The sequence below is a fragment of the Nonomuraea sp. B1E8 genome, from assembly GCF_039871515.1.
Lineage (GTDB): Bacteria > Actinomycetota > Actinomycetes > Streptosporangiales > Streptosporangiaceae > Nonomuraea.
Genome location: NZ_JBDPLS010000013.1, coordinates 110,858 through 134,786, shown reverse-complemented (window position 1 = coordinate 134,786; position 23,929 = coordinate 110,858). Strand labels below are relative to the sequence as shown.

Genomic DNA, 23,929 nt, shown 5'->3' with positions numbered 1-23,929 from the left:
GCTCATTCCGTCCCGGCGTGAGCGGCCAGGAACCGGGCCCCGCCGACCACGCTGGAGAAGGCGGGGTAGTCGTCTTCCTCGATGCGGTAGCCGCTGATGTCGCTCAACGTCTCCACGAAACCGAGGAAGTCCAGCGAGTCCAGTTCGAGGATGTCACGGAAGTCGGCGTCCGGCGGTAGCGCCGCCAGGTCGGCATCCGGCGCGACCTGGACCAGCGCGCGCTCGACCAGCTCTCGTGCCTGCTGCGGCGTCACAGTTCCTCCGGACGGTTGAGCAGCCGTTCGACGGCGGTGAGGAACCGGGCACCGGTGAAGCCGTCGGTGGCGCGATGATCGGCGGCGAGCGTGACGGTGACCACGGGCCGGACACCGAGCAGGCCATCGACAGCCCAGGGACGTTCGAGGATCTTGCCGAAGCCGACGAGTGCCACTTGCGGCGGGTAGATCACGCCGTTGACCGACTCCACCCCCAGGTCTCCCAGATCGGTGACGGTCACGGTCGCCTCGGTCATCTCCGCTCCCCGCAGCCGCCCGGCGCGCGACCGGGCGACCAGGTCCCGCAGAGCGGCCATGACGTCGCCGAGGTCGCGTTCGGCGACGTCGTGCAGGGCGGGCGCGATCAGGCCGCCGCCCTTGAGCGAGATCGCCACCCCCACGTGTACTCCGTCGCCCGGCACGAAGGCGTCGTCGATCCAGAAGCCGTTGAGCTCCGGGACCTGCCTGGCGGCTCGGGCGGCTGCTTTGAGGAGCAGCGCGACGGGGAGCATCCGCTGAGAAACCGGCAGATCCCTGTTGCGCTCGCGCAGCCACGTGAGCGCGGCGTTCAGGTCGACGGTCGTGCTCAGGTAGTAGTGCGGGATCTCCCGTTTCGACTTGGCCATCGCCCGCGCGATCGCCCGGCGCATCGCATCTCGGCGGAGTTCCACGTCGGGCTCTCCCGCGGCGGGCTCGCGCGTGGGTGCCGCCGGCTGGGCCGTGCTTGGCCCTACGGCCTCCTGCGGCGCGGCCCCGCGTGCCGCGGTTGCCCGGACGTCAGCGGCACGGATCGCCCCCGCGAGTCCTGTGCCGTGGACTTCGGTGAGGTTCAAGCCGAGTTCCCTGGCCAGCTTTCGGGCCAGCGGTGAGGCCTTCACCCGGCGTTCGGCGTGCTCGACGTCCGCGCGGGTCACCCGCCCGCCCGGGCCGGTGCCGTGCACCGCCGCCAGGTCCAGCCCGCGCTGCTCGGCGAGGTGCCGCACGATGGGTGAGGTGACGGGGGGCGGGGGCGCGGGGCCGGGCTTCGGTGCTCCGGTGGCCGGCGCCGGTTCTGGTCGCGGCCGCTCTTTCCCCGCCAGCGCGGGTGGGCCTTCCGGAGCCGGTGCCCGCGGCTCGGCCCGGGCGGGCGGCGGTTGTCGAGCCGGGGCGCGGGGCCCCGCCGCGGCCTCGGCGCCGGTGATCCGGGCGAGAGGCGTGCCGACCGGGACGCGCTCGCCGGCGCCCACCAGCAGGCTGTCCACCATCCCGGTGTGGAACGACTCGACCTCGATCAGGGCCTTGTCGGTGTCGATGACCGCGATGATGTCGCCTTTGCGGACCTGGTCTCCGGGCTGGACCAGCCACTCGGTGACGGTACCGGACTCCATGTCGGCGCCGAGCGAGGGCATCCGGAACTCCGATGGTTCGCCCGTCATGAGGCGAGCACCCCTCGCGCCGCCGTGACGATCGCGGGCACCTGGGGAATGGCGGCTTCTTCCAGGTGACGGGCATAGGGGATGGGAACCTCGGCGGTGCACACCCGCGCGATCGGCGCGTCCAGCTCGTAGAAGGCCTGCTCGACGATGCGCGTTCCGATCTCGGCCGACAGGCTGCCCGAGCGCCAGCCTTCGTCCACGATGACGACCCGGTGCGTCCGGCTGACCGACTCCATGAGCGTGGCGTCGTCGAGAGGGCGCAGAACACGCAGGTCGATCACGTCCGCCTCGATGTCGTCGGCGGCCAGTTCGTCGGCGGCCGACAGCACCTTCGCCACGGTGCCGCCATAACCGATCAACGTGACGTGCTCGCCAGAGCGCCGTTGCGCGGCGCGGACGATGTCGACAGGGCCGGGACGCAGGACCCCCGACACGTTGTACAGCGAGCCGTGCTCGAAGATCAGGACGGGGTCGGGGTCCTGCAGAGCCGGCCAGAGCATGCCGCGGGCGTCCTCCAGCGTCGCGGGCGCCAGGATCCTCAGCCCGGGGATGTGCGCGTACCAGCCTTCCAGGCTGTGCGAATGCTGGGCGGCGAGCTGCCTGCCGGCCCCGGTGGTCATCCGGATCACCAGCGGAACACTGAGCTGGCCCCCGGACATGTGCAGGAGCGTCGCGGCGTTGTTGAGAATCTGGTCAAGGGCCAGCAGGCTGAAGTTGACCGTCATGATCTCCACGATCGGGCGCATGCCGCCCATCGCCGCCCCGATCCCGGCGCCCACGAACGCCGCCTCCGACAGCGGGGTGTCGCGGATGCGTTCCGGGCCGAACTCCTCCAGCAGGCCCAGGCTGACCGCGAAGCAGCCGCCGTAGGCTCCGACGTCCTCTCCCATGAGGAAGACGCGCTCGTCGTGGCGCATCGCCTCGCGGATCGCCTCCCTCATGGCCTCGCGATACGTGGTCGTGGCCTCAGTCACGACGCCGCCTTCCCCGGCCTGGCGGGCATCAGGCCGCTCGCCGGCGGCCTCGGGCTGTAGACGAACGTGGTGAGATCCTCCACCGGTTCGAGCGGCGCCTGCTCGGCGAAGGCGACCGCTTGATCGATCTCTTCGGCCACGTCCTTCTCCAGCACGGCGAGATCGTCGCCGGTGAACTCTCGTGCTGCCTTCATCCGCGTGATGAGGGCGTCGATCGGGTCGCGTTGCTTCCACTGCTCGACTTCGGCCTTGTCGCGATAGCGCTCGGGGTCGTACATCGAGTGCGCGCGGAACCGGTAGGTGCGCAGTTCCAGGAAGTGCGGCCCGGCCCCGGCCCGGATCGACTCGGTGGCCCTGCCCGCCGCATCGGCGACAGCCAGGACGTCCATGCCGTCCACCGGCCACGCCGCGACGTCATAGCCTGCCGCCCGGAGCGCCAGATCGGTCTCCGCATGAGATTTCGCCAGCGCGGTGCCCATCGCGTACAGGTTGTTCTCGCAGACGAACAGCACGGGCAGCCGCCAGAGCGCGGCGAGGTTGACGCACTCGTGGAACTCGCCTTCGGCCACGGCGCCGTCGCCGAAGAAGCACGCGGTCACCCGGTTGCGCCCCAAGAACGTGTCGGCGAGGGCGAGCCCGACCGCGAGTGGAAGGCCGCCGCCGACGATCGCATTGCCGCCGTAGAAACCTCGGGCGGCATCGAAGATGTGCATGGAACCACCTCGGCCCCGGCTGCAGCCGGCGGCCTTGCCGTACATCTCGGCCATGATCGCCGTGGCCGGCACCCCGCGGACGAGCGCGTGGCCGTGCTCCCGGTAGGTCGACACGACCGCGTCCCCCGGGGCGAGCGCCTGGCACACCCCGGCCGCCACAGCCTCCTCCCCGATGTACAGGTGCATGAACCCGCGGATCTTCTCGCTGCTGTACAGCTCGACGCAGCGCTCTTCGAACCGGCGGATGCGCAGCATCTGGTGCAGCAACTCGCGATGCAGGGTGGTCCGCGCTCTGTCTCTGCGTGTCATGAGCCTTCCTCACCTACATGCCTGCGTAGAGACCTCACCGCGGGCGTGCGCCCTCCATCGGAAACGGCGGGGACGGCTCGGTGGTGAGGACCGCATCTCCCACTCCACGTCGGGTCTATGGGATCTGACCTGCGACTACGCGCTGGTCTCCTCCCGTTGAACCCTTCCCCGTGGCGCCGGGGTGAATCGGCGCCGTCAGTTGGCACGACTCCCGACCATGGACGACGTCCGTGAAGCGCTATCGTCCACCCCGCCTGATCGTGTCGTTTTCCTTCCACTCCAGCTTGTCGATCACATCGACCACGCCGTTGACCCGCTGGATCATCCGCGCGGCGATCTCCGCGTCGCTACGGCGGTCCACGGACCCGCTGAGCGTCACGACGCCCCTGTCGACCCTGATGCGGATGTCGTCGGTGTCCACCCACAGGCCGCCGTCGAGGACGTCCTCGCGCACCTCTTGGGCGATGTCCCCGTCCTGCCGGACAAAAACCTTGAGCAGGTCGTGCCGGCTCACGATGCCCAGCAGCGTGTCGTCCTCATCGACGACCGGCAGCCTCTTGACTCCCCGCTCCTCCATAAGACGTGCCGCCTCGACAGTCGTGGCGGCAGCCGCGATCGTGACCGCCGGCGCCGTCATGAGCCCGGCCGCGGTGTCGCCGAGTGCCTTCTCGCCGGCCTTGCGCCCCTCACGGCTCATGCGGTCACGCAGCCGAGCGCGCAGCGGTGGCCGGTACCCCTCGCGGTAGAACTGCTCCCGGAACTCTTCCTTGCGAAGGAGATCCGCCTCGGACACGACACCGATGACATGATTCTCGGCGTCCACCACGGGCACCGCGCTCACCGCATGGGCGATGAGGATCCCGGCGACGTCCTTGAACGGCGTGCTTCCGTTGACCGACGCGACCGCCCTGGTCATGACGTCGCTTACCTTGACGCGCATGTGTCCCATCTCCTCACATCCGCGATTGCTTGCAACTCCATCCCACACATGGACAGGACCAGGTCGGTAGGGCCCGAAGTCCTCACGTGCGCCGTCGTTCGTCAGTGCGACGTCCGGCTACCTGCGACATGCGCCCCCCGACAGGTAGGTGAAGAGCGGTCCGTCCCGGCATCCCGATTACGGAAGTCCTCCACTCCGAAGGACTAAATCCCCTATTAGGACAAAGCGTCCATTTCAAGACTGAAGAAAGAAGGAGGAGGAGGCGATCACCATGGTCACTCTCAGTATCATCAAGGCCGACACCGGGGGTTTCGTCGGTCACACCGCCGTACATCCGGACATGATGGCCGAGGCCCGCCGCGAGGTGACCCGAGCCATCCAATCGGGACTGCTCATCGATGGGCACGTGGACAGCTGCGGTGATGACATCTCGCTCATCATGACCCACACCTATGGGCCGGACGCGGACCTGATCCATTCCTTCGCCTGGGACACCTTCCAGGCGACCACCCACATCGCGAAGAGCCTCGGCCTGTACGGCGCCGGTCAGGACCTGCTGTCGGACGCCTTTTCCGGCAACCTGCGTGGCATGGGTCCCGGCTACGCGGAACTCGAGTTCGAGGAGCGGCCATCGGAGCCGGTGATCTGTTTCCTGGCCGACAAGACCGAACCGGGCGCGTGGAACCTGCCGCTGTACAAGATGTTCGCCGACCCCTTCAACACCGCGGGCCTGGTCATCGACCAGAAGATGCACGCCGGCTTCACCTTCGAGGTCTATGACCTGTTCGAGGAGAAGCGGATCGACTTCGACTGCCCGGCCGACCTGTACAACATGCTGATGTACATCGGTGCTCCGGCTCGCTACGTCATTCACAGCGTCCGTTCCAGGACGCTGGGGGAGACCGCGGCCGCCACCAGCACCCAGCGCCTGTCACTCATCGCCGGCAAGTACGTCGGCAAGGACGACCCGGTGATGATCGTCCGCGCCCAGTCCGGGCTACCCGCGGTCGGCGAGGTGCTGGAGCCCTTCACCTTCGCCTACGGGGTCGCCGGCTGCATGCGCGGCTCGCACCACGCGCCGCTCATGCCCGTGTCCACCGGTCACGCCCACCCGTCCCGGTTCGACGGGCCGCCGCGCGTGGTGGCTCTGGGCTTCCAGATCCATGACGGCAAGCTCATCGGCCCTCGTGACCTGTTCGCCGATCCCGCCTTCGACCGGGCACGCCAGCAGGCCAACGAGGCCATGGACTACTTCCGCCGCCACGGCCCGTTCGAACCGCACCGGCTCCCGCTGGAGGACCTGGAATACACCACCATGGCCATCCTCACCAAGAAGCTCGCCAGCCGCTGGACCCCGATCACCACCGAGCTCGCCACGACGGGGGCGAGCCCAAGCTGAGGGGAACGCCTCGCGCGCCGCCCTCGCGGTCGCCGACCGGAAGCATCCGGGTTCCCACCAGCTCATGTCCACTTTTTGGGATTTCTGGCACTGCCAGGCCATCTGCTGCGGGAATGGAGGAAAGGAGGTGATACGCGATGTCTGATGTGATCGTCGTGGGTGTCGACGGCTCGGAGGCCGGATTCCATGCCGCGGCATGGGCGGCCGACGACGCCCTTCGGATGCATGCGCCTTTGCGTATCGTCTGCGTGGTGGAAACCTGGCCCTACCAGGTCCCGCAGGTCGGCGGACCCGAGTGGGAAGAGTCACAGATGACGAACGCGCGAAAAACCCTGGCCGAAGCCGAGGAGATCGTGCGTGAACGCCAGCCTACCGTCGAGGTGAGCACCAAGCTGCTGACCGGAACGCCGGCGGCCGCCCTTCGCGATCAGGCCGGCGATGCGACCGAACTGGTGGTCGGTAGCAGAGGACGGGGCGGCTTCGCCGGGGCCGTGCTCGGCTCTGTCAGCATGAACGTCGCGGGTCAGGTGCCGGGCCCGGTGGTCGTGGTCAAGGCGGAAACCACGACAGTGCATGGTGAGATCGTCGTCGGCCTCGATGGCTCCCCTGCGTGCGAGCCCGCCATGGCCTACGCCTTCCGGCAAGCCGGGCTGCGCGGCAGTACCTTGCGGGCGGTGTACGCCTGGTCGCTGCCGTTCGGCCTGACCACTGGCTTCTCCTGCGACTTCGAAGCGTTGCGAGAGGTCCATCAGCAGGTCGCCGAGGAACAACTCGCCCCGTGGCGGGAGCGATGTCCACAGGTCCGGGTGACCGCGGACGTACGGTGCGCCCACCCTGTCGAGACACTCACCGCCGCAGGCGACCGGGCTGATCTGCTGGTCGTGGGCTCGCATGGCAGGAGCGCGATCGGTTCCATCGTCCTGGGCTCGGTCAGCCGGGGCGTTCTGCACCACGCTCGCTGCAATGTCGCGGTGGTCCGCGCCCAGGAGGCCGCCGCTCCCGCATGACTCGGGCGCGGGTCGGTCACGTCACGGGAGACGGGTGATCATGATGGGGCAGGGGGCGTGCTGAGCGCAGTAGTCGCTGGTGGATCCCAGCAGCATGCCCGCCAACCGGTTGTGGCCGCGTGAACCGAGCACGAGCAGGTCGGCCTCGGCTCCCAGCCGTGTGAGCACCTCGGCGGGGTGTCCGTGGACCACGACAGGCCGGGCCTTGACGCCGGCCTCGGCCAGGTCACCGGCCAGCAGACGCTCTCCCCAGGCCACAAGGTCGCCGGCGTCGGGAGCCAGCACTTCGACGCCCAGAGGGTCCCAATACACGGCGTGGACGGCGTGCAGCTCGGCACCGCGCAGCGTGGCCTCTTCGGCCGCCAGGCGCAGGGCGTGGCGGGCGTGCGCCGACCCGTCCAGCGCGACGATCACCCGGTCGTGCGGGCGCGAAGGGTGCGGCAGGTCAGGGACGACGGCCACCGGGCAGGGGGCCTGGTGCAGGCACGCCCTGCTGACCGATCCCAGCAGCAGAGCGGTGAGCTGGGTGCGGCCCCGCGATCCGACGACCAGCAGATCGGCGTCGGCGCAGGCGGCGGTGAGCTCGGCCGCGGGATCGCCCCGGACGAAGCGCAACTCGGCGGGGAAGCCCAGGATGATGTCCTCGACGGCCCGCCGCATGGCATCGGCCACCGTGCCGGCGCCGGCGGTCGCCTGCTCCGGCAGGACCGTCCACGGCAGGAGTTCGGCGTGGTGCAGGCGAGCCTCAGCCACCGCCCAGCCGAGCGCCGTGGCGGCCCCGTGCGAGCCGTCGAATCCCACGATGATGCGTTTCATAGCCGGACCCCCATCCGGTGGGTCGTCACATGATCTCTCATGACGATCTCGGGAGTGCGAGGTCGGCCGGCCACCGATGGGTGGTCTGGACGGTGTGATCGATGCTCTGCACGCGTGTGTGTGGCATCTTTCCTCCAGATGTCGTCTTCTCTTCTCGGCGTGAGCGCGCGGGCCGGCGCAGGACCGTCAGGTCCGGGCCAGCAGATCGTCCAGCGACTCGTCACGGTGCAGGCGCCCGATGGCATCGGCCAGCAGCGGAGCCACCGAGCACACGCTGTGCGGCATCCCCGGGGCGGTCGGCTGCTCGACGGTGTCGGTGACCAGGACCCGTTGGATCGTGGTGCGACTGAGTCGCTCCACGGCCGGCTCCACGAACAACCCATGCGTCGCCACCACGACGATCTCCGGTGCGGCGCCATGGTCGGCCACGGCCTCCGCCGCGGCCGCGATCGTGCCGCCGGTACTGATCATGTCGTCAACGACAATCACCGGACGATCACGGACGTCTCCCACCAGTTCCTCGGCGATCACGCTCGTCCCGCTCAGCCGGGTCTTGCGGATCACCGCCACAGGCCGTGACAACAACCGGCCGTAGTGCTCGGCCAGTTTGACCGCGCCGAGATCAGGCGCCACCACCACGGTGCCCTCCCGCGCCTGCTCGCCGATCGGACCCGCACCGAGTTGGCGGGCAAGGAACGGCACAGCCGTTAGCATCTCGACCTGAACAGCGCAGATGGCCTCCAGCGCAGACGTGTGCGGATCCACGACGATCAGGCGCCACGTGCCGGCAGCAGCGAGCGCGTTGGCGACGACGCGGACCCCGATGGCCTGCCCGGCCCGGCCACGACGGTCCTGGCGGGCATACCCGAAGTACGGTATGACCGCGGTGATCCGCTCGGCACCTGCTCGGCGGCAGGCGTCGACCAGCAACAGCAGCTCCATCACGTGCTCGTTGACCGGCGGACTCGTGGGCTGGATCAGGTAGACGTCGGCGCCCCGCAGTCCCTCCACGACAGGGCGGAGCTCACCGTCGGGAAACCGCTCCACCACCGTCGTGGCCGGCTCGATGCCCAGCACGCCGGCGGCAGAACCGGCCAGGGCACGGTTGGCCGTTCCCGCCACGATCTGGAGAGTCATCGTTGTTCACCTCCGCCTGCAGCGGGACGTCAGGCCGGTTATGAGAGCAGCTGCACCGGTCACCCACCGACCGGTGGATCCGATGTTCTCCATCGTGTCCAGCACCCGCTGGACGTCCGCGCCCGCCTCGACGGTGACGGTCTCTCATGCGCACGCCGAGGAGCAATCCGGGTCCCGGCGGCCGTCGAACACACCGCCTACCTCCCCCTGCGGGAGTTTTGGACACCACGTTTTGCGGGTGCTCTCCTGGACCTCGGCCCGAAAGATGCGTCCACGCCCTGGGAGAAAGCGCTCGTTTGTCGCCTTTTGCCGGATATTGGGTAGATCAAATCCGTGGTTGAGCCCTCTGAGCGAGAATCGCCTGCCGCTGCCCGCGCCCCCTCACACTCGCATCGCCATCCGGCGCGTTTCTTGGTCGCCTCGGTGGTATCCGGCCACACCGCAGGCTCTCGATCCCGGCGTCCCGGGGTCAGTCGACCGCGATGACGAGCTTCCCCGGCGCGTTGCCCGCCGCCAGGTCGCCCACCGCGGTGGAGGCCTCCGCCAGGGAGTACGTGCGTCCGACGGCCGGCCGTACGGACCCGGCCTCGATGAGGTCGCGCAGCGTGTCCAGGTCGGCGGTGCGGGTCAGCGTGATCGGCGCGTCCAGGCGCTGGCGCGTGAACGGAGTGATCAGCCGGGCGGCGAGCAGCCGGCCGAGCCCGCCGAACCACCGACCGCCACCCTCGCCGCCGATGAGGGCGAGCCGGCCGCGCTCGGCGAGCAGCCCGCGCAGCAGAGCCAGCGGCCGGAGCCCCGCGATGTCGATGATCAGATCGTACGTTCCGGTGAGCGGCTCGCGCGTGTAGTCGATGACGGCCTGGGCGCCCAGCGACCGGACGAGGTCGGCCTTGGCCGTGCTGCACACGCCGGTGACGCGGGCGCCGCCGGCGACCGCGAGTTGCGTCGCGAAGCTGCCCACTCCGCCGCCGGCGCCGATGACCAGCACCTTCGCGCCGGCGGTGACCTGGCCGACGGCCCGCAACGCGGTCACCCCCGACGCGGGTACGGCCGCCGCTTCGGTGAAGCTCAGGTTGGCGGGCTTGCGGGCGAGCTTGCCCGGGCGGGCGAGCGCGAACTGCGCGTACGTGCCGGTCGCCGCGCCGTACACCTCGTCGCCGGGGCGTAACGCGGTCACGTTGGCGCCGACGGACTCCACGACGCCGGCCACGTCCATGCCCGGCACGCGGTTGCGGGGCCGGCGCAGGCCGAAGCCGAGGCGGCCGATGAGCGGCAACCCGGTCATGACGTGCCACACGCCGTAGTCGACGCCGGCCGCGTGCACCCGGACCAGCACATCGTCGGCGCCGGGCGTCGGGGTCGGGACCTCGCCGAGGCTCAGCGTGTGCGGCGGGCCGTACTCGTCCTGGACGATCGCCCTCATGAGGAATCTCCTTCGGTGTCGGGGTACTGGAAGACGTCGTCGAGCCCGACCCGGAACACCCGGGCGATGCGGAACGCCATCTCCAGCGAGGGGGAGTAGCGACCCTGTTCGATCGCGATGATGGTCTGGCGGGTGACGCCGACCCGGTCGGCCAGCTCGGCCTGGGTCATCTCGCCGTGCGCGAACCGCAGGGCCCGGATCGTGTTGGTGACCTGCGTCGGCTTCACCACGTCTGGAAGCCGCCCTTGCGGTACGCCATGATCTTGGCAACCGAGCTGAGCCCCGCGGACAGCACGAACGCCAGATAGACGGCGTTGGCGATCCAGAAGTGGCGCAGTTCGGCGATGGCCATGACCAGTGCGGCGAGGGCGCCGATGACGACGATCGACTGCCCGATGCGCTCGCTGACGTGGTTGATCTCACGATCGCGCTCGTCAGTGCGGTCGGCGCCCTGGCCGCCCGCGATGGCCATCGCGATGTTGGCCACGATCGCGGCGACGATGGCGCCGCCGATGGTCCACAGCAGAGCTCCCGCGTAGGCGACGTCGGCGAGCGGGCCGCCACCGGCCCGGCCCAGGACGGTCGTCACATAGATCGTGTACGCGCCGACGGTGACCACGATCATCACCCAGGCGCGTTTTTCCTCGAAGGCCATGCCCGCTCCTCATGTAAAACAAAGCTGACATCTCTCAAGGTAAAGCGCACCGGACACCATGTCAAAGTTTTTTTACACGGTCGGCGGCGTCGCGGAGCGGACGGCGCGGCGCCACGCGGGCGCGGCCGAACATCAGCCGATCAGCGGTAGCACGATCGACGAAGGGTGGTCGCGGTCGTGGAGGACTTCCTGATCCGCCGCTCGCGTGATGGTCGCGGTGGCCTCTGGCTCGCCGGTGCCCAGGTTCCGGGTGAATCGCGGGTGTGCGCCGCTGGATACCTGCAGCCTGATCCGGTGGCCGCGGGCGAAGCGGTAGGCGGTGCCCATCAGGCTGATCCTCAGGCGGCGGACGCCGTCGGCGGTGGGCCTGGGAGAGCCGGGGCGCAGGCGAAGGAGCCCGTCGCAGATGTTGGTCGAGCGGCCGTCAGGGGCGACATCGCACAGCCGGGCGAAGAAGTCGGTGTGCTCCAGGCTGGAGCGGACGAAGAGATCGGCCTCAACCCACCCGATGATCGTCAGATCACGGTCCAGGACCTCGGTGGTGAAGGTGAGAACGTCGGGGCGGGCTTCGAGCGCGCGGTTGTCCTTCGGCCCGCACCGCCAGGGGAGATGGGGGAAAGCGCCGCCCACGTTGGGTGTGGGGTCGGTGGGATCGTATCGGTAGCGGGAGGGTTCGGAAGCGGCGGAGTCGTCCGGGTCGGGGGTGAGGTAGCCGCCCTGGCGGAGGTGCCAGGGGGTGGGCAGGGAGTCCGGCGGTGGCCAGTCAGCCAGATCGGCCCAGTGGCCGGCGCCCATGATGTACACGCGCACCGGCGTGTCGGGGAGCGGGACGCCGGATCCCCGCCCGTGGGCCGCGAGCCAGGGGAACTGCTCCCGTGACGCCGCCCCGTTCTGTCCTGAGGAGTGGCCGCCTGGACCGACCAGCAGACGGACCGGCCGGCCGGCGCGACGGAGCGCCACGTAGTCGGTGAGCGTCGTGTTGACGAAGAAGTCGTACCAGCCCGTGGACAGATGCGTCGGGGGCAGGTTGTCCGCACAGTCGCGGAAGTCGACCTCCCTGGTGTAGCCGTCGTGCCCGTCGCTGGCCACCCACCGCTGGTAGTAGTTCACGTGCTCGCCCAGGGCGATCCGGTCGGATGTGCCCATCGGCAGGTGGTTTTCGGCCGTGCGCAGTGGCCTCGGGCGGATGAGGGCCCGGAGTGACTCCGACGCCGACGTGCGCGTCCTGGTGACCGGAGCGATGGCGTAGATCCAGTACAGGGCGTTGCCGATGGAGAAGGCCCCGTTGGGATGTGTCCAGCCGCTTGCCCAGTCCGACGGGGCGACGCCGATGACGGCCGCTTTCCACTCCGGGATGCGGGAGCGGGCCAGCGCCCACTGCACGTAACCGACGTAGCTCTGACCGTAGGTGGCGAAGGCGCCGGGGAACCACGGCTGCTGCCGCAGCCATTCGACCGTGGCCAGCCCGTCTGCCGCCTCGGCGACGCCCGGCTCGAAATCTCCTCCCGAGTCGAACGTCCCCCGGGTGCTCTGCACCACCACCTGGTAGCCGCGCTCGGCGATCGCGCGTGCGATCGTGCCCCAGCCCTGGACGGCGCGGCTTCGGCCGTACGGCGTGCGGATGAGCACGAGCATCGCCCGGGGGTCACCTCGCGGGTAGTAGCGGTCCGCGGCCAGTTCCACGCCGTCGCGCATCGCAACGCGCAGACCCTTGTCGACCGCGACGTCGGTGGACGTGGCCGGCGGTAGGCCCATGATCAGGGCCAGGAGGCGGGTGGCAAGGCTCATCAGCGCATCCCCAGGAGTGTTCGCGGAAACTGTCAGTGATCGGCCGGGGGCCGGGAGGCTTTCTCGTTGTCCCACTGGCCGAGCAGCCTGGGAAACGTGTCGCCATCCTATTTGTTCGGAACATTCCGAACAAATAGGATGGCGGTCATGTCCCACCCCATGCCACTCACCGTTGCCATCACCGGCGCCAACTCCGGGATCGGCCTGCGCGCAGCCGAACAACTCGCAGCCGCCGGCCACAAGGTGCTCGCGCTGTGCAGAAACCCCGACCGGGGCCGTGCCGCGCTGGACGCGATCAACGCGCGAGCCCGGCATCCCGCCACGCTCGTCGTGGCCGACCTGTCGGCGCCGGAGTCGATCGACACGGCGGCCGACCGGATCTCCCAGGAGTTCGGGCACCTCGACGTGCTCATCAACAACGCCGCCGTCTTCGACCAGTCCCTGCGCCGTCCCGCCTGCACCGCATCCGGACACGAGCTGTTCTGGGCGACCAATCACCTCGGCCCCTTCCAGCTCACCGCCCGGCTCAGCCCGCTGCTCTCAGCCGCGGCCCGGCCACGGCTGATCAATGTCGCGAGCAAGGGGCTCATCTCGATGCCCCGCATCAGGATCCGCTTCGACCAACTCGACGATCCCGCGTGGTACAGCCCGACCAAGGCGTACTATCACGCGAAGCTGGCCCAGATCATGGTCTCCTTCGCTCTGGCCCTGCGCACCGGGGGCAGGCTGGACGTCGCCTGCGTTCGCGTACCCGCCGTACGACTTGACGCTGATCGGGTCGCGGCGATGCCTGGGCTGCTGCGCACGGCGTACGGGGTCAAGAGCAGGTTTTCCGTGCCGGCGGAGCGCCTGGGCGAGACCTATGCCCGCCTGGCCGTCCGCTCCGGGACCTGGCAGGAGCACGCCGACCCCCTGGCGCAGGGCAGAGCCGCGGTGCGCGGGATCTATGTGGATGAGCATCTGCGGCCGGTCGAGGCGCCCGCGTTCGCCTACGACGCGCACGCGCGTGACCGGCTGTGGGCCGAGACGCAGAAGGCGACAGGGGACCTGCGGTGGGCCTGGTGATCCCGTCCCGCCCGGCAGGAAGACGGGCGCTCGCGCCGGCATGCACGCCGGAGAGGGGTAGGACGCCTGGCACCGCCCACCGAAGTGGCAGACTCCGAACATGGTCACCGTACTCGGCAGCCCGTACACCACTCCCGTGGACGCCAACGCTTCCACCCAGACCAAGATCGCTTCCTGAGCGTACATTTTCGTTCCGCTGTAGGGCATCTACCTGCTTGCTGACGTAGATCCCCCGAGCTGCCGGAGCGGCGCGACCATCGCGAGGGCCAAGATTTCACCCTCTTCATGACGACACAGAGTGAGTGTCTGGAAGCCGGGGCAGCATGTCTGAGTGGTCCCTAGGGCCTGCTCACCGGCCTGGCCTCACGTCATGTCTTGGGGGATTCCGATGGAGATGCCTGTTGTCAACGCGTGCGAAGTGGAAGCGTGCGCCTACAACACCGACCGCAACTGTCACGCACTGGCCATCACCGTGGGTGACGCCCGTCATGCCCACTGCGACACCTTCTTCAGCGCTCCGGCCAAGGGAGGCGATCCCACAGGTGTAGGCCATGTCGGCGCATGCAAGATGTCCGACTGTCGGCACAACACCCAGTTTGAATGCCATGCTCCGGGCATCAGAGTCGGTTACGTGGAGAACGCGGCGGACTGCCTCACCTACGCGCCCGCCTGAGCAGCAACTCAGGTCGGGCGCGGCGGCAGGTCGTCGACGGAAGGGCGCCCCCTTCCGGCTGCGCAATGACTCCGCGCCGACCAGCGCGGGCTGATCACGCCCGGATGAGATGACCGGGACCGCGGGGCCCGGCGGGCGCGTGAGCCCGTCGAGCCCTGCTGCCTTCATGCGAGCACGCGCGGCCCTGAGTCAGAGGGCCGCGTCCAGAAGGCAGCGGGGGGTCCCGTGCAGGTCGTCCACGACCACTCGCCCGGCCACGCCGAACACGTCGGCCAAGAGCTGCGGTGTGATCACGTCCGTCGGCTTGCCGTCGGCCCAGACCCGCCCTTCGTGGAGTGCGACGATGCGCTCGGCGAAGCGGGCTGCGTGGTCGAGTTCGTGCAGGACGGTCACGACGGTGAGGCTGCGGGCCTCGCGCAGGGCGCGCACGAGTTCGAGAACCTCCAACTGGTGGCGGATGTCCAGGTGGGCGGTCGGCTCGTCGAGGAGCAGGATGCCGGTGTTCTGCGCCACGGCGAGCGCGAGCCGGACGCGCTGGCGCTCGCCGCCGGACAGCGTGTCGAGGACGCGGTCGGCGAGGTGGGCGACTCCGGCCAGTTCCAGCGCCTCGTCCATGGAGTCCGACTCCCACAGCAGCCCCAGCGGACCCCGGTGCGGGTAGCGGCCCTGCCGCACAAGCTCGCGGACGGTGAGCGCGGGGACCGGCGGCAGGGTCTGGTGCAGGACCGCCAGCCGCTGGGCCACCTGCCGGCGCGACAGGGACACCAGCTCCGTCTCACCGAGCAGGATCCGGCCGGATGACGGCTTGAGCAGGCCCGCGACGAGGCGCAGCAGCGTGCTCTTGCCGCACCCGTTCACGCCGACCAGGGCGACGAACTCGCCCTGCTCGACGGTCAGGTCGATCCCGGCCAGGACGGGGCGGGTGGCGTACGAGAAGTGCAGGTCCTGGACGATGACACTCATTGAGATCTTCCCAGTCTGATCAGGACGGCGGAGCCGGCCAGTGCGGTGATCACGCCGGTCGGGACGCCGAGCCGGTGCGTGCCGTTGAGGTGATGCCCGGCGAGCTGGGCGAGGCAGTCCGCGCCGGCGAGCGCGAGGGCCCCGACGACGGCGGCGGTCAGGACGCGGCCGCCCAGCCTGCGGGCGACGTGCGGGGCGACCAGGCCGACGAAGGCGATGGCCCCCGCCAGGCTGGCTGCGCCGGCGGTCAGCGCGATCGCCACGGTCAGCGCGATGGCCCGGCCGAGGGCGGGGTGCAGGCCGAGCGAGGCGGCGTGGTCGTCGCTGGGCGCCAGCACGGCCACCAGCCCGGAGCAGGCCCACGCCAGGGCGATGCCGCCGGCGATCCACCAGGAGGCGAAGGCCAGGTGCTCCCAGACCCGCCCTTCCACCGAGCCGATCAACCAGCGCAGCGCGTTGCCGAACCTGCTGGGCTGGTAGGCCAGCAGCATCGTGGTCAGCCCTGCTAGCAGCGCGCTGCCGAGCAGGCCGTGGACCACCAGGTTGGCCGGGTCGCGGCCTGCCGAGAGCAGCCAGGTGACCCCGCCGCCAAGCGCGCCCCCGGCGAGCGCGGCGAGCAGCGCTCCGGCGGCGGAGTCGGCGGGGAACAGGCCGAGGGTGAGCCCGCCGAGGATGCCGAGCACCGCGCCGGGGTTCACGCCGGAGAACTCGGGCGCGGCCAGCGAGTTGCGCAGCGTCGCCTGGAGCACGTACCCGGACACGCCCAGCGCCGCGCCGGTGAGCAGCGCGGTGAGCAGTCTCGGTACGCCGAGCTCCCACACGATCCTCTCGGCGTGGCCGTCGACTGCGCCGTCGAGCAGGCCCGCGACCGCGTCGACCGGTCGCCCGGCGACGAGCAGGTGCAGTGCCGCGACCGCCGCGAGCAGCGCCGCCGCCGTGGCTGCCCGGCCGAACCCGGCCGTTCGCACGCCGGGCGCCGGCCTTGTCGTGAGCGTCATGCGGAGGCCCGCTTTCGCAGCAGGACGGCCCCTGTCAGGACGCCGGCCAGCGCCGTCCACGCGCCCAGAGGGGTCTCCACCGGGGCGAACGCCAGCCGCGCGGCCACGTCGGCCGTCAAGGTGACCAGCGCGCCCAGCGCGGCCGACCACGGCAGCCAACCCCGGACTCCCGCGTGCGGGCGCAGCCGCCTGGCCACCACCGGCGCCAGGAACCCCACCCATGCGATGGGGCCGCAGGGGCCCGTGACGGCGCCGATCAGCAAGGTCGCCACCGCCAGCACCCCCAGCCGGGCCCGGTTCACCCGGCTGCCGAGGGAGGCCGCCGCGTCGTCGCCGAGCCGCAGCAGGGCGAGCGCGGGGACGCAGAGTACGACGAGCGGGATCGCGACGGCGAACCACGGCAGCGTCCTGGCGGCCTGCTCCCACATCAGGCCGGACAGGCTGCCGACGAGGTAACGGAAGAGCATGTCGTACTGGAGGCGATCGGCGGTGGCCATCACGGCCAGCAGCAGCGCCTGGATGCCGGTCGAGACGGCGGCGCCGATCAGCAGGACGCCGCCGGCGCCGCGCCCGGACCTGGCCGCGGCCAGCGTGGCCAACCCGCCGAGCGCGGCGCCCAGCAGGCCGGCGAGCGGGTAGAGCGAGGGCGGGACTGGCAGCGTCCACACCACGCACACGCTCACGGCCAGCGCGGCGCCGGTCGAGACGCCGAGCATCTCCGGGACGGCGAGCGGGTTCCTGAGCGACTCCTGGAGAAGCAGTCCGGCCGTGCCGATGGCCGCGCCGCCGAGCAGGCCGATCAGCACGCGCGGGACGCGCAGCTCCCAGACCACGACGTGCGCGATCGAGTCCGGTGCGATCGACAGGAGGTCCTGAGGGGACACGGAGGGCGTGCCCAGGCACAAGCCGGCCAGCGCCACGGCGGCCAGGCCGAGTCCGGCCGCCCATGGCGCGAGCGTGAAGCGGCGCCCGGCGGTGTCCGCCGGGCGCCCGTCGAGCACAGTGCTCATCCGGCGGCCTTGGCCAGCGCTTCGTCCAGGATGATGCCGAACGCCCTGGTGCCGCGGCCCGACGCCCACAGCTCGGTCGGCACCTCGTGCACCTTGCCCGCCGCCACGGCGGGCACGCGCTTCCACACCGGGTTGTCCTTGTAGTGCTCGCTGACTGAGGTGCCGAAGGACTGGATGAAGATGACCTGGGGCGCCTTGGCCAGGATCTCCTCGATGTTGTAAGCCTGCGCGGTCTCGAAGCCGCCGCCCTTGCTGGGCCAGGGGTAGGCGAAGAACTGCGACATGAAGTGGCCCAGCACGTCCTCGGTGGTGTTCACCCCGACCGAGGTGCCGCCGTACATGGCCAGGACCGGCTTCTTGTCCAGCCCTGCGGCTCTGGCCTTGGCGAGCCCGTCGGCGAGCTTGGCGCGGAAGCGGGTCTCGGCTGCCGCCTGCTGCTGCCCCCGGTCGGTGAGCTGGGCGAGCGCGCGCAGGTAGCCGATCGAGTCGTCGTACGACTTCACCTGGACCACCCACAGCGGCGCGAACTTCTCCACGGCGGTCCTGAGCTGGTCGTGCACCCCGGCCAGCCCGATCACCAGGTCCGGCTTCGCCTCAGCGATCTTGGCCACGTCCTCGCCGCCGAAGCTGCCGGGGATGACCGGGACCTCGGCGCCCTTCGCGCCCAGGTAGTCGGGGCGCGCGAGCAGCTTGGGCGTCGTGGTGGCCACCGGTGCCAGGCCCAGCTCGACGAGAGCGTCGTCACACAGGCCGGTCAGGCACACCACGCGCTCGGGCTTCTTCTTCAGCGTGAACGTCTTGCCGTGCGGATCGGTGACGGTCAGGGCCGCGCTGACCGGAGCGGCCGTCATCGTGGCGGACGCTGTGGCGGACGCTGTGGCGGTTCGCGGGCTCGCCGGAGCGGCGGTACCGGTGCGGGAGTCGCTCTGGACACAGGACGCCACCAGGGCGAGCGGAACGACGGCGAGCAGGGACCGCCTCATCGCCGGCCAGAAGCGCTGCCCGCCGAGGAAGAAAGCGCCGCGGCGCATGGGACCTCCAGTTGTGAAAACCATTATCAATCCTAGACAGTGAAAATAGTTATCATTTACGCTCGGTTCGCATCAAGGGCAACCCATGCCTCGAACGGATCGGAAGGACAACAAGTGATCGTCCATCGCCGGCTGCTGCACCTGGCCGGCAGCGTGAGCGGGCCCATCGCGGCCTGCGTGGGGCTGGGCCTGGCCGTCAGCGCCGCGTACATCGCCCAGGCCGTCCTGCTCGCCACGGCCCTGGCGGCCCTGGTGCGCGGTGATGCCATGACCGCGGTCCGCCTGCTGGCCTGGGCCCTGGCCGTGATCGCGGCACGGGCGGCGCTCCTGTGGGCCAGGCAGGCCGTGACCGTGTGGGCGGGCGGGCTGATCAGGGCCGGGTTGCGCGACCGTCTGATCGTCCACCTGAGCCGGCTCGGGCCCGCTCACCTGACCGGCACGCGCACCGGCAACGTGCAGACCACGCTGGTCGAGGGTGTGGAGGGGCTCGACCCGTACTTCAGCCGTTACCTGCCGCAGGTCGTCGTCACCTTCTGCGTGCCGGTGGCGCTGGTCGGCTGGCTGTTCACGGTGAACGCGCCGGCGGCGGCGGTCCTGGCCGTGGCCGTGGCCGGGGTCCTGATCATTCCCCGGTTCTGGGACGCCACGCTGCTGCGGCGGGGGCGCGGCCGGTGGGCCGCATTCGCCGCACTCGCCTCCGATTACCTGGAGGCGATGCAGGGCATGGCGACGCTGCGCGCGTTCGGCGCCGTCGGCACGCTGGGCGCGCGGCTTGCCGGACGGGCCCACGACCTCTACCTGACCACCATGCGCCAGCTCAGGGTTTCGCTGGTGGAGACCGGGATCAGCACGTTCTTCGTGCAGGCGGGCACGGCCACGGCCATCCTCGCCGCCACGACCGCGGACAGCGCATGGGAGGTGTTCGCGGTCCTGCTGATCGCCGTGGAGTGCTTCCGCCCGGTCAAGGGCCTCTCCGACGCCTGGCACGCCGGATATCTCGGGATCACGGCGGTCGACGGCATCGAGGCTCTGCTGGCGGCGTCCCCGGCCGTCGAGGACCGGGGAACGCGGCGCGACTTCCCCGACGCGCCCGCCATCACGTTCGAGCACGTCACCTTCACCTACCCGGGCTCCCGGCAGCCCGCCGTCCGCGACGTCTCCTTCACCGTCGAGGCGGGCCGCACCGTCGCCCTGGCCGGCCCGTCCGGCGCGGGCAAGAGCACGCTCGCCGCCCTCCTGCAACGTCACCACGACCCCCACGAGGGGAGGATCAGCATCGGCGGGATCGACGCGCGCGACCTCACGCTCGACGCCCTGCGCGGCGGCGTCGCCGTCGTGGCGCAGGACACCTACCTCTTCCACGGCACCGTCGCCGAGAACCTGCGCCTGGCCAGACCGGACGCCGCCGACGAGGACCTGGTCGCCGCCGCCCGGCTGGCCGCCGCCCACGACTTCATCGCCGCGTTGCCCGACGGCTATGACACTCCGCTGGGAGAGCGCGGGGCGACACTGTCGGGCGGGCAGCGCCAGCGCCTTGCCATCGCGCGGGCGTTGCTGGCCGACGCCCCCGTCCTGGTGCTCGACGAGGCCACCTCGCACGTGGACGCCCGCACCGAGCAGGCCCTGTCCGAGGTGCGGCGCGGCCGTACCTGCCTGATGATCGCCCACCGGCCCGACACCATCCGCCAGGCCGACCACGTGGTGACCCTGGAGAACGGCACTCTTCTGGAGACCGTGACATGAACCTGTCGATCCGCTGGCTCGCGGGCGCCGTCGGCGCGCACCGCCGCGCCTTCGTCTCCACCCTTGTGTCGAACCTGCTCGGGCAACTCGCGGTACTCGGTGCGAGCGTGACCGGCGCGTGGCTCGTCGGCCGGGCGATCAGCGGGCAGAGCGCGCCACCCGACCTGGCCGGTGCCGTGCTCGGCGGGCTGGTCGCCGTCGCCGCGCTGGCCACCTGGTGGGAGACCTACGTCGCGCACGACCTGGCGTACCTGGTGCTGGCCAGGCTCAGAGGCCAGGTGTACGACGCGATCGCCAGGATCGCCCCGGCCCGCCTGCTCGGCCGCCGCAGTGGCGACCTGTCAGCGGCCGTGCTCTCGGACATCGAGATCCTGGAATGGCTGTTCGCACACACCCTGGCACAGCTCATCACGGCCGGCACGGTGCTGGTGGCCGGCAGCGTCGCCGCGGCGATGATCGATCCGCTGCTGCTGACGGTGTCGCTTCCGCTGGCCGCGTGCGTCGTGGCCGTGCCGCTGTGGTTCCGCAAGGCCTCACGCCGGCAAGGCGACGAGCTGCGGGCCGCCACCGCCGAACTGACCTCCGACGTCATCGACACCGTCCAGGGCCTGCCCGAGCTCACCGCCTTCCGGGCGCTGCGACGCCGCAGAGAGTTGCTGGCGCGCAAGACCCGCCGGCTGGCCCGCGCCCAGGCGGCCAACGCGGCGCGCGGCGGGTTGGAGGCGGCCCTCACCGACCTGCTCCTCGCCGTCGCGGCGGCCGGGACGCTGCTCCTGGTCGCCACGGCGATGCGGAGCCCGGCCGACGCCCCGGTGGCCATGGTGCTGGCCGCCGGCGCGCTCGGCCCGGCGGCGCAGGTGGCGCTGCTGCTCAAGGAGTACGGCACGCTGAGCGCCGCGGCCGGCCGCGTGCACACGCTGGTCACCGCGCCCGCCAACGTGTCCCCGCCGCGCGAGCCCCTCCAGGTGGCTGACCGGCCGGACGTGGTCTTCGAGGACGTGCGCTTCCGGTACACGCCCGACGGCCCCGACGTGCTGCGCGGCGTGTCCTTCCGCATCCCGTACGGCAAGACGGTCGCCCTGGCCGGAGCCTCGGGAGCGGGCAAGTCCACCTGCGTGTCGCTCCTGCTGCGCTACTGGGACCCGGACGGCGGACGCATCCTGGTCGGCGGCGTGCCGCTGCCGCGCATCGCCGGACTGCACCGGCACGTCACGGTGGTGCCGCAGGACGTGCGCCTGTTCACGGGCACGATCGAGGAGAACGTCCGGCTCGGCGCCCCCGACGCCGAAGCGGCGGGCGCCCTGCGCACCGCCCAGCTCACCATCGATCCGGAGCTGCCGGTCGGCGAGCGAGGCGCCACCCTCTCCGGTGGCCAGCGCGCCAGGGTGGCCGTCGCCCGGGCGCTCGCCACGGGCGCGCCGGTGCTCGTGCTGGACGAGGCGGTGGCCAACCTCGACCCCGACAACGAGGCCCGCCTCCTCGAATCGCTCCGGCAAGCCGCAGCCGGACGGGCCACGCTCGTCATCGCCCACCGCCTGTCCACCATCCGCCAAGCCGACCACATCGTGCTGCTGGAAGAGGGACGCGTCGCCGCCGAGGGTTCCTACGACGAGCTCGGCGAGCGGTTGTCCCACCTGTTCGCAGGCCAGATGTGAGGCGGCCGCGGGGGCCAGGATCGTCGCGGGCACGATCATCATCGAGCCGGTGTCCCGCGCCCAGGTGAGGCTGGGTCAGGTGTTCTGCTGGTGCCAGCGGTTCAGCAGGGCGGGGAGTTCGTCGAGCAAGAATGCGTAGAAGGCGCGCATCTGGGTCAGTCGCTGATGGGCGGGATCGCCGGTTTCGGTGGCGGCGATCCCGGCGGCTGCGGCATGGAGCACGGCCTGGATGACGGTGTTCTGGCTGGAGAACAGGGTTGCCCAGGCGTCGTCGCGGAGCCGGTAGTGCTCGCGGCGGCTCCCCGGCGCGGGCAGGCGTTCGATCAGGCCGACCGTCAGCAGGGATTTGATCGCGCCGGAGACCGAGCCCGCGCTGGCCTCCAACCGGTCGGCGATCTCGCCGGCAGTGACACCCTCCTGGTCGGTGAACAGGAAGACCGCCAGAGTGCGCGCGGACATGCGTTGCAGCCCGCCTTCGATCAGGGTCAGGGCCAGCCGTTCAGCCGCCTGCCACTGCTCATGCCTGTCGTTCACGTATGCCTCCTTGCGCAAGCAAGGATATCGAACGCCCCGACGCTTCAGAAATTTCTGAAAATTCGGTATATTGGAGCATCGGCCTCTCGCGGGAGGTTCGATGGTGTGCCGGGAAGCCTGGTCGGCGATGTGACATCCAGTTCCACGTCGACAGGGAGTTGACCGGCTATGACCCTGCTCAGCCGTTTGTACGGCGTGCGCCCGCCCTGCGTCACCAGGTGCGCGTGCGGCGAGATGTGGAGATCCCGGCCGCCGATGGTGTGTGCGGCTGCTGGCCGCGCCCAACTCCCCGGCGGGCCGAACCCCGGCACCGGCGAGCCGCTCGCGACCGGGACGGGCCTGCGCGCGTCCGAGCACGAGATTTTCCACGACCACTATCACCCGTCAGCCCTTTGGCTGCCCCTCACCCCAGGAGTGTCATGAAACTGCTTGTCCTCGGCGGCACCCACCACGTGGGCCGCGCCGTCGTAGAAAGCGCACTGGAGCGCGGCGACGATGTGAGCACGCTCAACCGCGGTCTCAGCCGCGCCCCCGCGCCCGGCGTGCGGCCGCTGATCGCCGACCGCACCGACCCCGAGGCGGTCCGGCGGGCGCTGGACGGCCAGGAGTGGGACGCGGTCATCGACACCTGGGCCTGGGCTCCCCGCGTGGTGCGCGACACCGCCCGCCTGCTGTCCGGCAGGGTCGGGCACTACGGCTACGTCTCCAGCCGTGGCGTGCACCGCTGGCCCTGGCCCGCGGGCGCCGACGAGCGGGCGCCCCTGGTCGACGGCGACCCCGGGAGCACCGACGACGCGGATTACGCCGCGGCCAAGCGCGGCGGGGAACTCGCCGTCCTTGAGTACTTCCCCGAGGCGGCGTTGCTGGCCAGAGCCGGGATGATTCTCGGCCCGTACGAGGACGTCGGCCGCATCCCGTGGTGGCTGCGCCGCCTGGAAAAGGGCGGGCGCGTCCTGGCACCCGCCCCCGCGCAGACACCCCTGCAATACATCGACGTCCGGGACCTGGCCACCTGGCTGCTGCGCTCGGCCGAACGCGGCCTGAGCGGAGCCTTCACGACGACCGGCCCACCGGGGGCGATCACCCTCGGCGACCTGCTCACCACGGCCCTTGAGGTCACCGGTTGCGACACCGAACTGGTGTGGGCCGAGCCGGAGCTGCTCCTGCGGTACGGCCTGCCGCTCGGCATGGAGTTCGGGCTGCGGCTGCCCGACGGCAGCGCGCCAAGCGGCATGCACGACGCCGACGTCAGCGCCGCCCTGGCCGAAGGCCTCACCACCCGCCCGCTGCGCGAGACCCTCGCCGACACGTGGACGTGGCTGCAGGCCGAAGGCGACCCGGCACCCCGCGCGGACGCCCCCTCCCCGGACACCTGGCTGGACGCCGCCGCCGAACAGCGGCTACTCGACCACCTCTCGCACTAAGGA

Annotated in this window: 23 protein-coding genes; 7 read left to right on the top strand and 16 right to left on the bottom strand. The window is 70.8% G+C overall.

Features of this window, described 5'->3' with window-relative positions:
• Positions 1-2: 2 nt before the first annotated feature.
• From ABGA98_RS35365 to ABGA98_RS35345, 5 genes are all read right to left on the bottom strand, one after another.
• Positions 3-254, bottom strand: a complete 252-nt coding sequence (locus tag ABGA98_RS35365) for a hypothetical protein (RefSeq protein WP_347622779.1) — start codon at positions 252-254, stop codon at positions 3-5.
• Positions 251-1,669 carry a dihydrolipoamide acetyltransferase family protein gene (locus ABGA98_RS35360; protein WP_347622778.1) on the bottom strand — a complete coding sequence of 473 codons (1,419 nt, stop codon included), beginning with the start codon at positions 1,667-1,669 and terminating at the stop codon, positions 251-253. The genes ABGA98_RS35365 and ABGA98_RS35360 overlap by 4 nt, the downstream gene beginning before the upstream one ends.
• On the bottom strand, positions 1,666-2,643 hold the full coding sequence (locus tag ABGA98_RS35355) for a pyruvate dehydrogenase complex E1 component subunit beta (RefSeq protein ID WP_347622777.1): 978 nt from the start codon (positions 2,641-2,643) through the stop codon (positions 1,666-1,668). Before ABGA98_RS35355 ends, ABGA98_RS35360 begins: the two co-directional genes overlap by 4 nt.
• Positions 2,640-3,665 (bottom strand): pyruvate dehydrogenase (acetyl-transferring) E1 component subunit alpha, encoded by a 1,026-nt coding sequence (gene pdhA, locus ABGA98_RS35350; protein WP_347622776.1) that lies wholly within the window; start codon positions 3,663-3,665, stop codon positions 2,640-2,642. Before pdhA ends, ABGA98_RS35355 begins: the two co-directional genes overlap by 4 nt.
• 238 nt (positions 3,666-3,903) lie before the next feature.
• Positions 3,904-4,605 (bottom strand): CBS domain-containing protein, encoded by a 702-nt coding sequence (locus ABGA98_RS35345; RefSeq protein ID WP_347622775.1) that lies wholly within the window; start codon positions 4,603-4,605, stop codon positions 3,904-3,906.
• Positions 4,606-4,876: 271 nt separating this feature from the next.
• Between ABGA98_RS35345 and fbp the strand changes: the two genes are divergently transcribed.
• Together fbp and ABGA98_RS35335 are read left to right on the top strand one after the other, a co-directional pair.
• Entirely contained in the window at positions 4,877-6,004 is a 1,128-nt protein-coding gene (gene fbp, locus ABGA98_RS35340; protein WP_347622774.1) for a fructose-1,6-bisphosphate aldolase/phosphatase, read from the top strand.
• Positions 6,005-6,141: 137 nt separating this feature from the next.
• Positions 6,142-7,011: a universal stress protein gene (locus ABGA98_RS35335; RefSeq protein ID WP_347622773.1), complete on the top strand. Its 870-nt coding sequence runs from the start codon at positions 6,142-6,144 to the stop codon at positions 7,009-7,011.
• Between the two features lie 21 nt (positions 7,012-7,032).
• On the opposite strand, the gene ABGA98_RS35330 is transcribed toward ABGA98_RS35335, so the two are convergent.
• From ABGA98_RS35330 to ABGA98_RS35305, 6 genes are all read right to left on the bottom strand, one after another.
• The gene (locus ABGA98_RS35330) at positions 7,033-7,827 is read right to left on the bottom strand and encodes a universal stress protein (RefSeq protein ID WP_347622772.1); all 795 of its coding nucleotides are present in this window, start codon (positions 7,825-7,827) and stop codon (positions 7,033-7,035) included.
• A gap of 186 nt (positions 7,828-8,013) precedes the next feature.
• Positions 8,014-8,964, bottom strand: coding sequence for a ribose-phosphate pyrophosphokinase (locus ABGA98_RS35325; RefSeq protein ID WP_347622771.1), 951 nt, complete (start codon positions 8,962-8,964; stop codon positions 8,014-8,016).
• Positions 8,965-9,433: 469 nt separating this feature from the next.
• Positions 9,434-10,387 carry an NAD(P)-dependent alcohol dehydrogenase gene (locus ABGA98_RS35320; RefSeq protein WP_347622770.1) on the bottom strand — a complete coding sequence of 318 codons (954 nt, stop codon included), beginning with the start codon at positions 10,385-10,387 and terminating at the stop codon, positions 9,434-9,436.
• A complete protein-coding gene (locus ABGA98_RS35315; protein ID WP_347622883.1) occupies positions 10,384-10,587 on the bottom strand; it encodes a helix-turn-helix transcriptional regulator in 204 nt (67 codons plus the stop codon). Before ABGA98_RS35315 ends, ABGA98_RS35320 begins: the two co-directional genes overlap by 4 nt.
• Positions 10,588-10,610: 23 nt before the next feature.
• Positions 10,611-11,042 carry a hypothetical protein gene (locus ABGA98_RS35310; protein ID WP_347622769.1) on the bottom strand — a complete coding sequence of 144 codons (432 nt, stop codon included), beginning with the start codon at positions 11,040-11,042 and terminating at the stop codon, positions 10,611-10,613.
• 132 nt (positions 11,043-11,174) lie between these two features.
• The gene (locus tag ABGA98_RS35305) at positions 11,175-12,830 is read right to left on the bottom strand and encodes a CocE/NonD family hydrolase (RefSeq protein ID WP_347622768.1); all 1,656 of its coding nucleotides are present in this window, start codon (positions 12,828-12,830) and stop codon (positions 11,175-11,177) included.
• A 147-nt stretch (positions 12,831-12,977) separates the two neighbouring features.
• On the opposite strand from ABGA98_RS35305, the gene ABGA98_RS35300 reads away from it, so the two are divergent.
• A complete protein-coding gene (locus ABGA98_RS35300; protein ID WP_347622767.1) occupies positions 12,978-13,895 on the top strand; it encodes an SDR family NAD(P)-dependent oxidoreductase in 918 nt (305 codons plus the stop codon).
• 388 nt (positions 13,896-14,283) lie between these two features.
• Positions 14,284-14,568 carry a DUF1540 domain-containing protein gene (locus tag ABGA98_RS35295; protein ID WP_347622766.1) on the top strand — a complete coding sequence of 95 codons (285 nt, stop codon included), beginning with the start codon at positions 14,284-14,286 and terminating at the stop codon, positions 14,566-14,568.
• Between the two features lie 189 nt (positions 14,569-14,757).
• On the opposite strand, the gene ABGA98_RS35290 is transcribed toward ABGA98_RS35295, so the two are convergent.
• From ABGA98_RS35290 to ABGA98_RS35275, 4 genes are read right to left on the bottom strand one after another with little or no spacing between them, the layout of a single operon-like run.
• Positions 14,758-15,531, bottom strand: a complete 774-nt coding sequence (locus ABGA98_RS35290; RefSeq protein WP_347622765.1) for an ABC transporter ATP-binding protein — start codon at positions 15,529-15,531, stop codon at positions 14,758-14,760.
• Complete coding sequence (locus ABGA98_RS35285; protein ID WP_347622764.1) at positions 15,528-16,529, bottom strand: iron chelate uptake ABC transporter family permease subunit; 1,002 nt, start codon at positions 16,527-16,529, stop codon at positions 15,528-15,530. Before ABGA98_RS35285 ends, ABGA98_RS35290 begins: the two co-directional genes overlap by 4 nt.
• Positions 16,526-17,539: an iron ABC transporter permease gene (locus ABGA98_RS35280; RefSeq protein WP_347622763.1), complete on the bottom strand. Its 1,014-nt coding sequence runs from the start codon at positions 17,537-17,539 to the stop codon at positions 16,526-16,528. Before ABGA98_RS35280 ends, ABGA98_RS35285 begins: the two co-directional genes overlap by 4 nt.
• Entirely contained in the window at positions 17,536-18,570 is a 1,035-nt protein-coding gene (locus ABGA98_RS35275; RefSeq protein WP_347622762.1) for an ABC transporter substrate-binding protein, read from the bottom strand. The genes ABGA98_RS35280 and ABGA98_RS35275 overlap by 4 nt, the downstream gene beginning before the upstream one ends.
• Before the next feature lie 114 nt (positions 18,571-18,684).
• On the opposite strand from ABGA98_RS35275, the gene ABGA98_RS35270 reads away from it, so the two are divergent.
• Positions 18,685-20,313 (top strand): ABC transporter ATP-binding protein, encoded by a 1,629-nt coding sequence (locus ABGA98_RS35270; RefSeq protein ID WP_347622761.1) that lies wholly within the window; start codon positions 18,685-18,687, stop codon positions 20,311-20,313.
• On the top strand, positions 20,310-21,968 hold the full coding sequence (locus ABGA98_RS35265) for an ABC transporter ATP-binding protein (RefSeq protein WP_347622760.1): 1,659 nt from the start codon (positions 20,310-20,312) through the stop codon (positions 21,966-21,968). The genes ABGA98_RS35270 and ABGA98_RS35265 overlap by 4 nt, the downstream gene beginning before the upstream one ends.
• Positions 21,969-22,043: 75 nt before the next feature.
• Here ABGA98_RS35265 and ABGA98_RS35260 read toward each other — a convergent pair whose 3' ends face one another.
• Entirely contained in the window at positions 22,044-22,502 is a 459-nt protein-coding gene (locus ABGA98_RS35260; protein WP_347622759.1) for a helix-turn-helix domain-containing protein, read from the bottom strand.
• A 419-nt stretch (positions 22,503-22,921) separates the two neighbouring features.
• On the opposite strand from ABGA98_RS35260, the gene ABGA98_RS35255 reads away from it, so the two are divergent.
• The gene (locus ABGA98_RS35255; protein WP_347622758.1) at positions 22,922-23,926 is read left to right on the top strand and encodes an NAD-dependent epimerase/dehydratase family protein; all 1,005 of its coding nucleotides are present in this window, start codon (positions 22,922-22,924) and stop codon (positions 23,924-23,926) included.
• Positions 23,927-23,929: the final 3 nt, after the last annotated feature.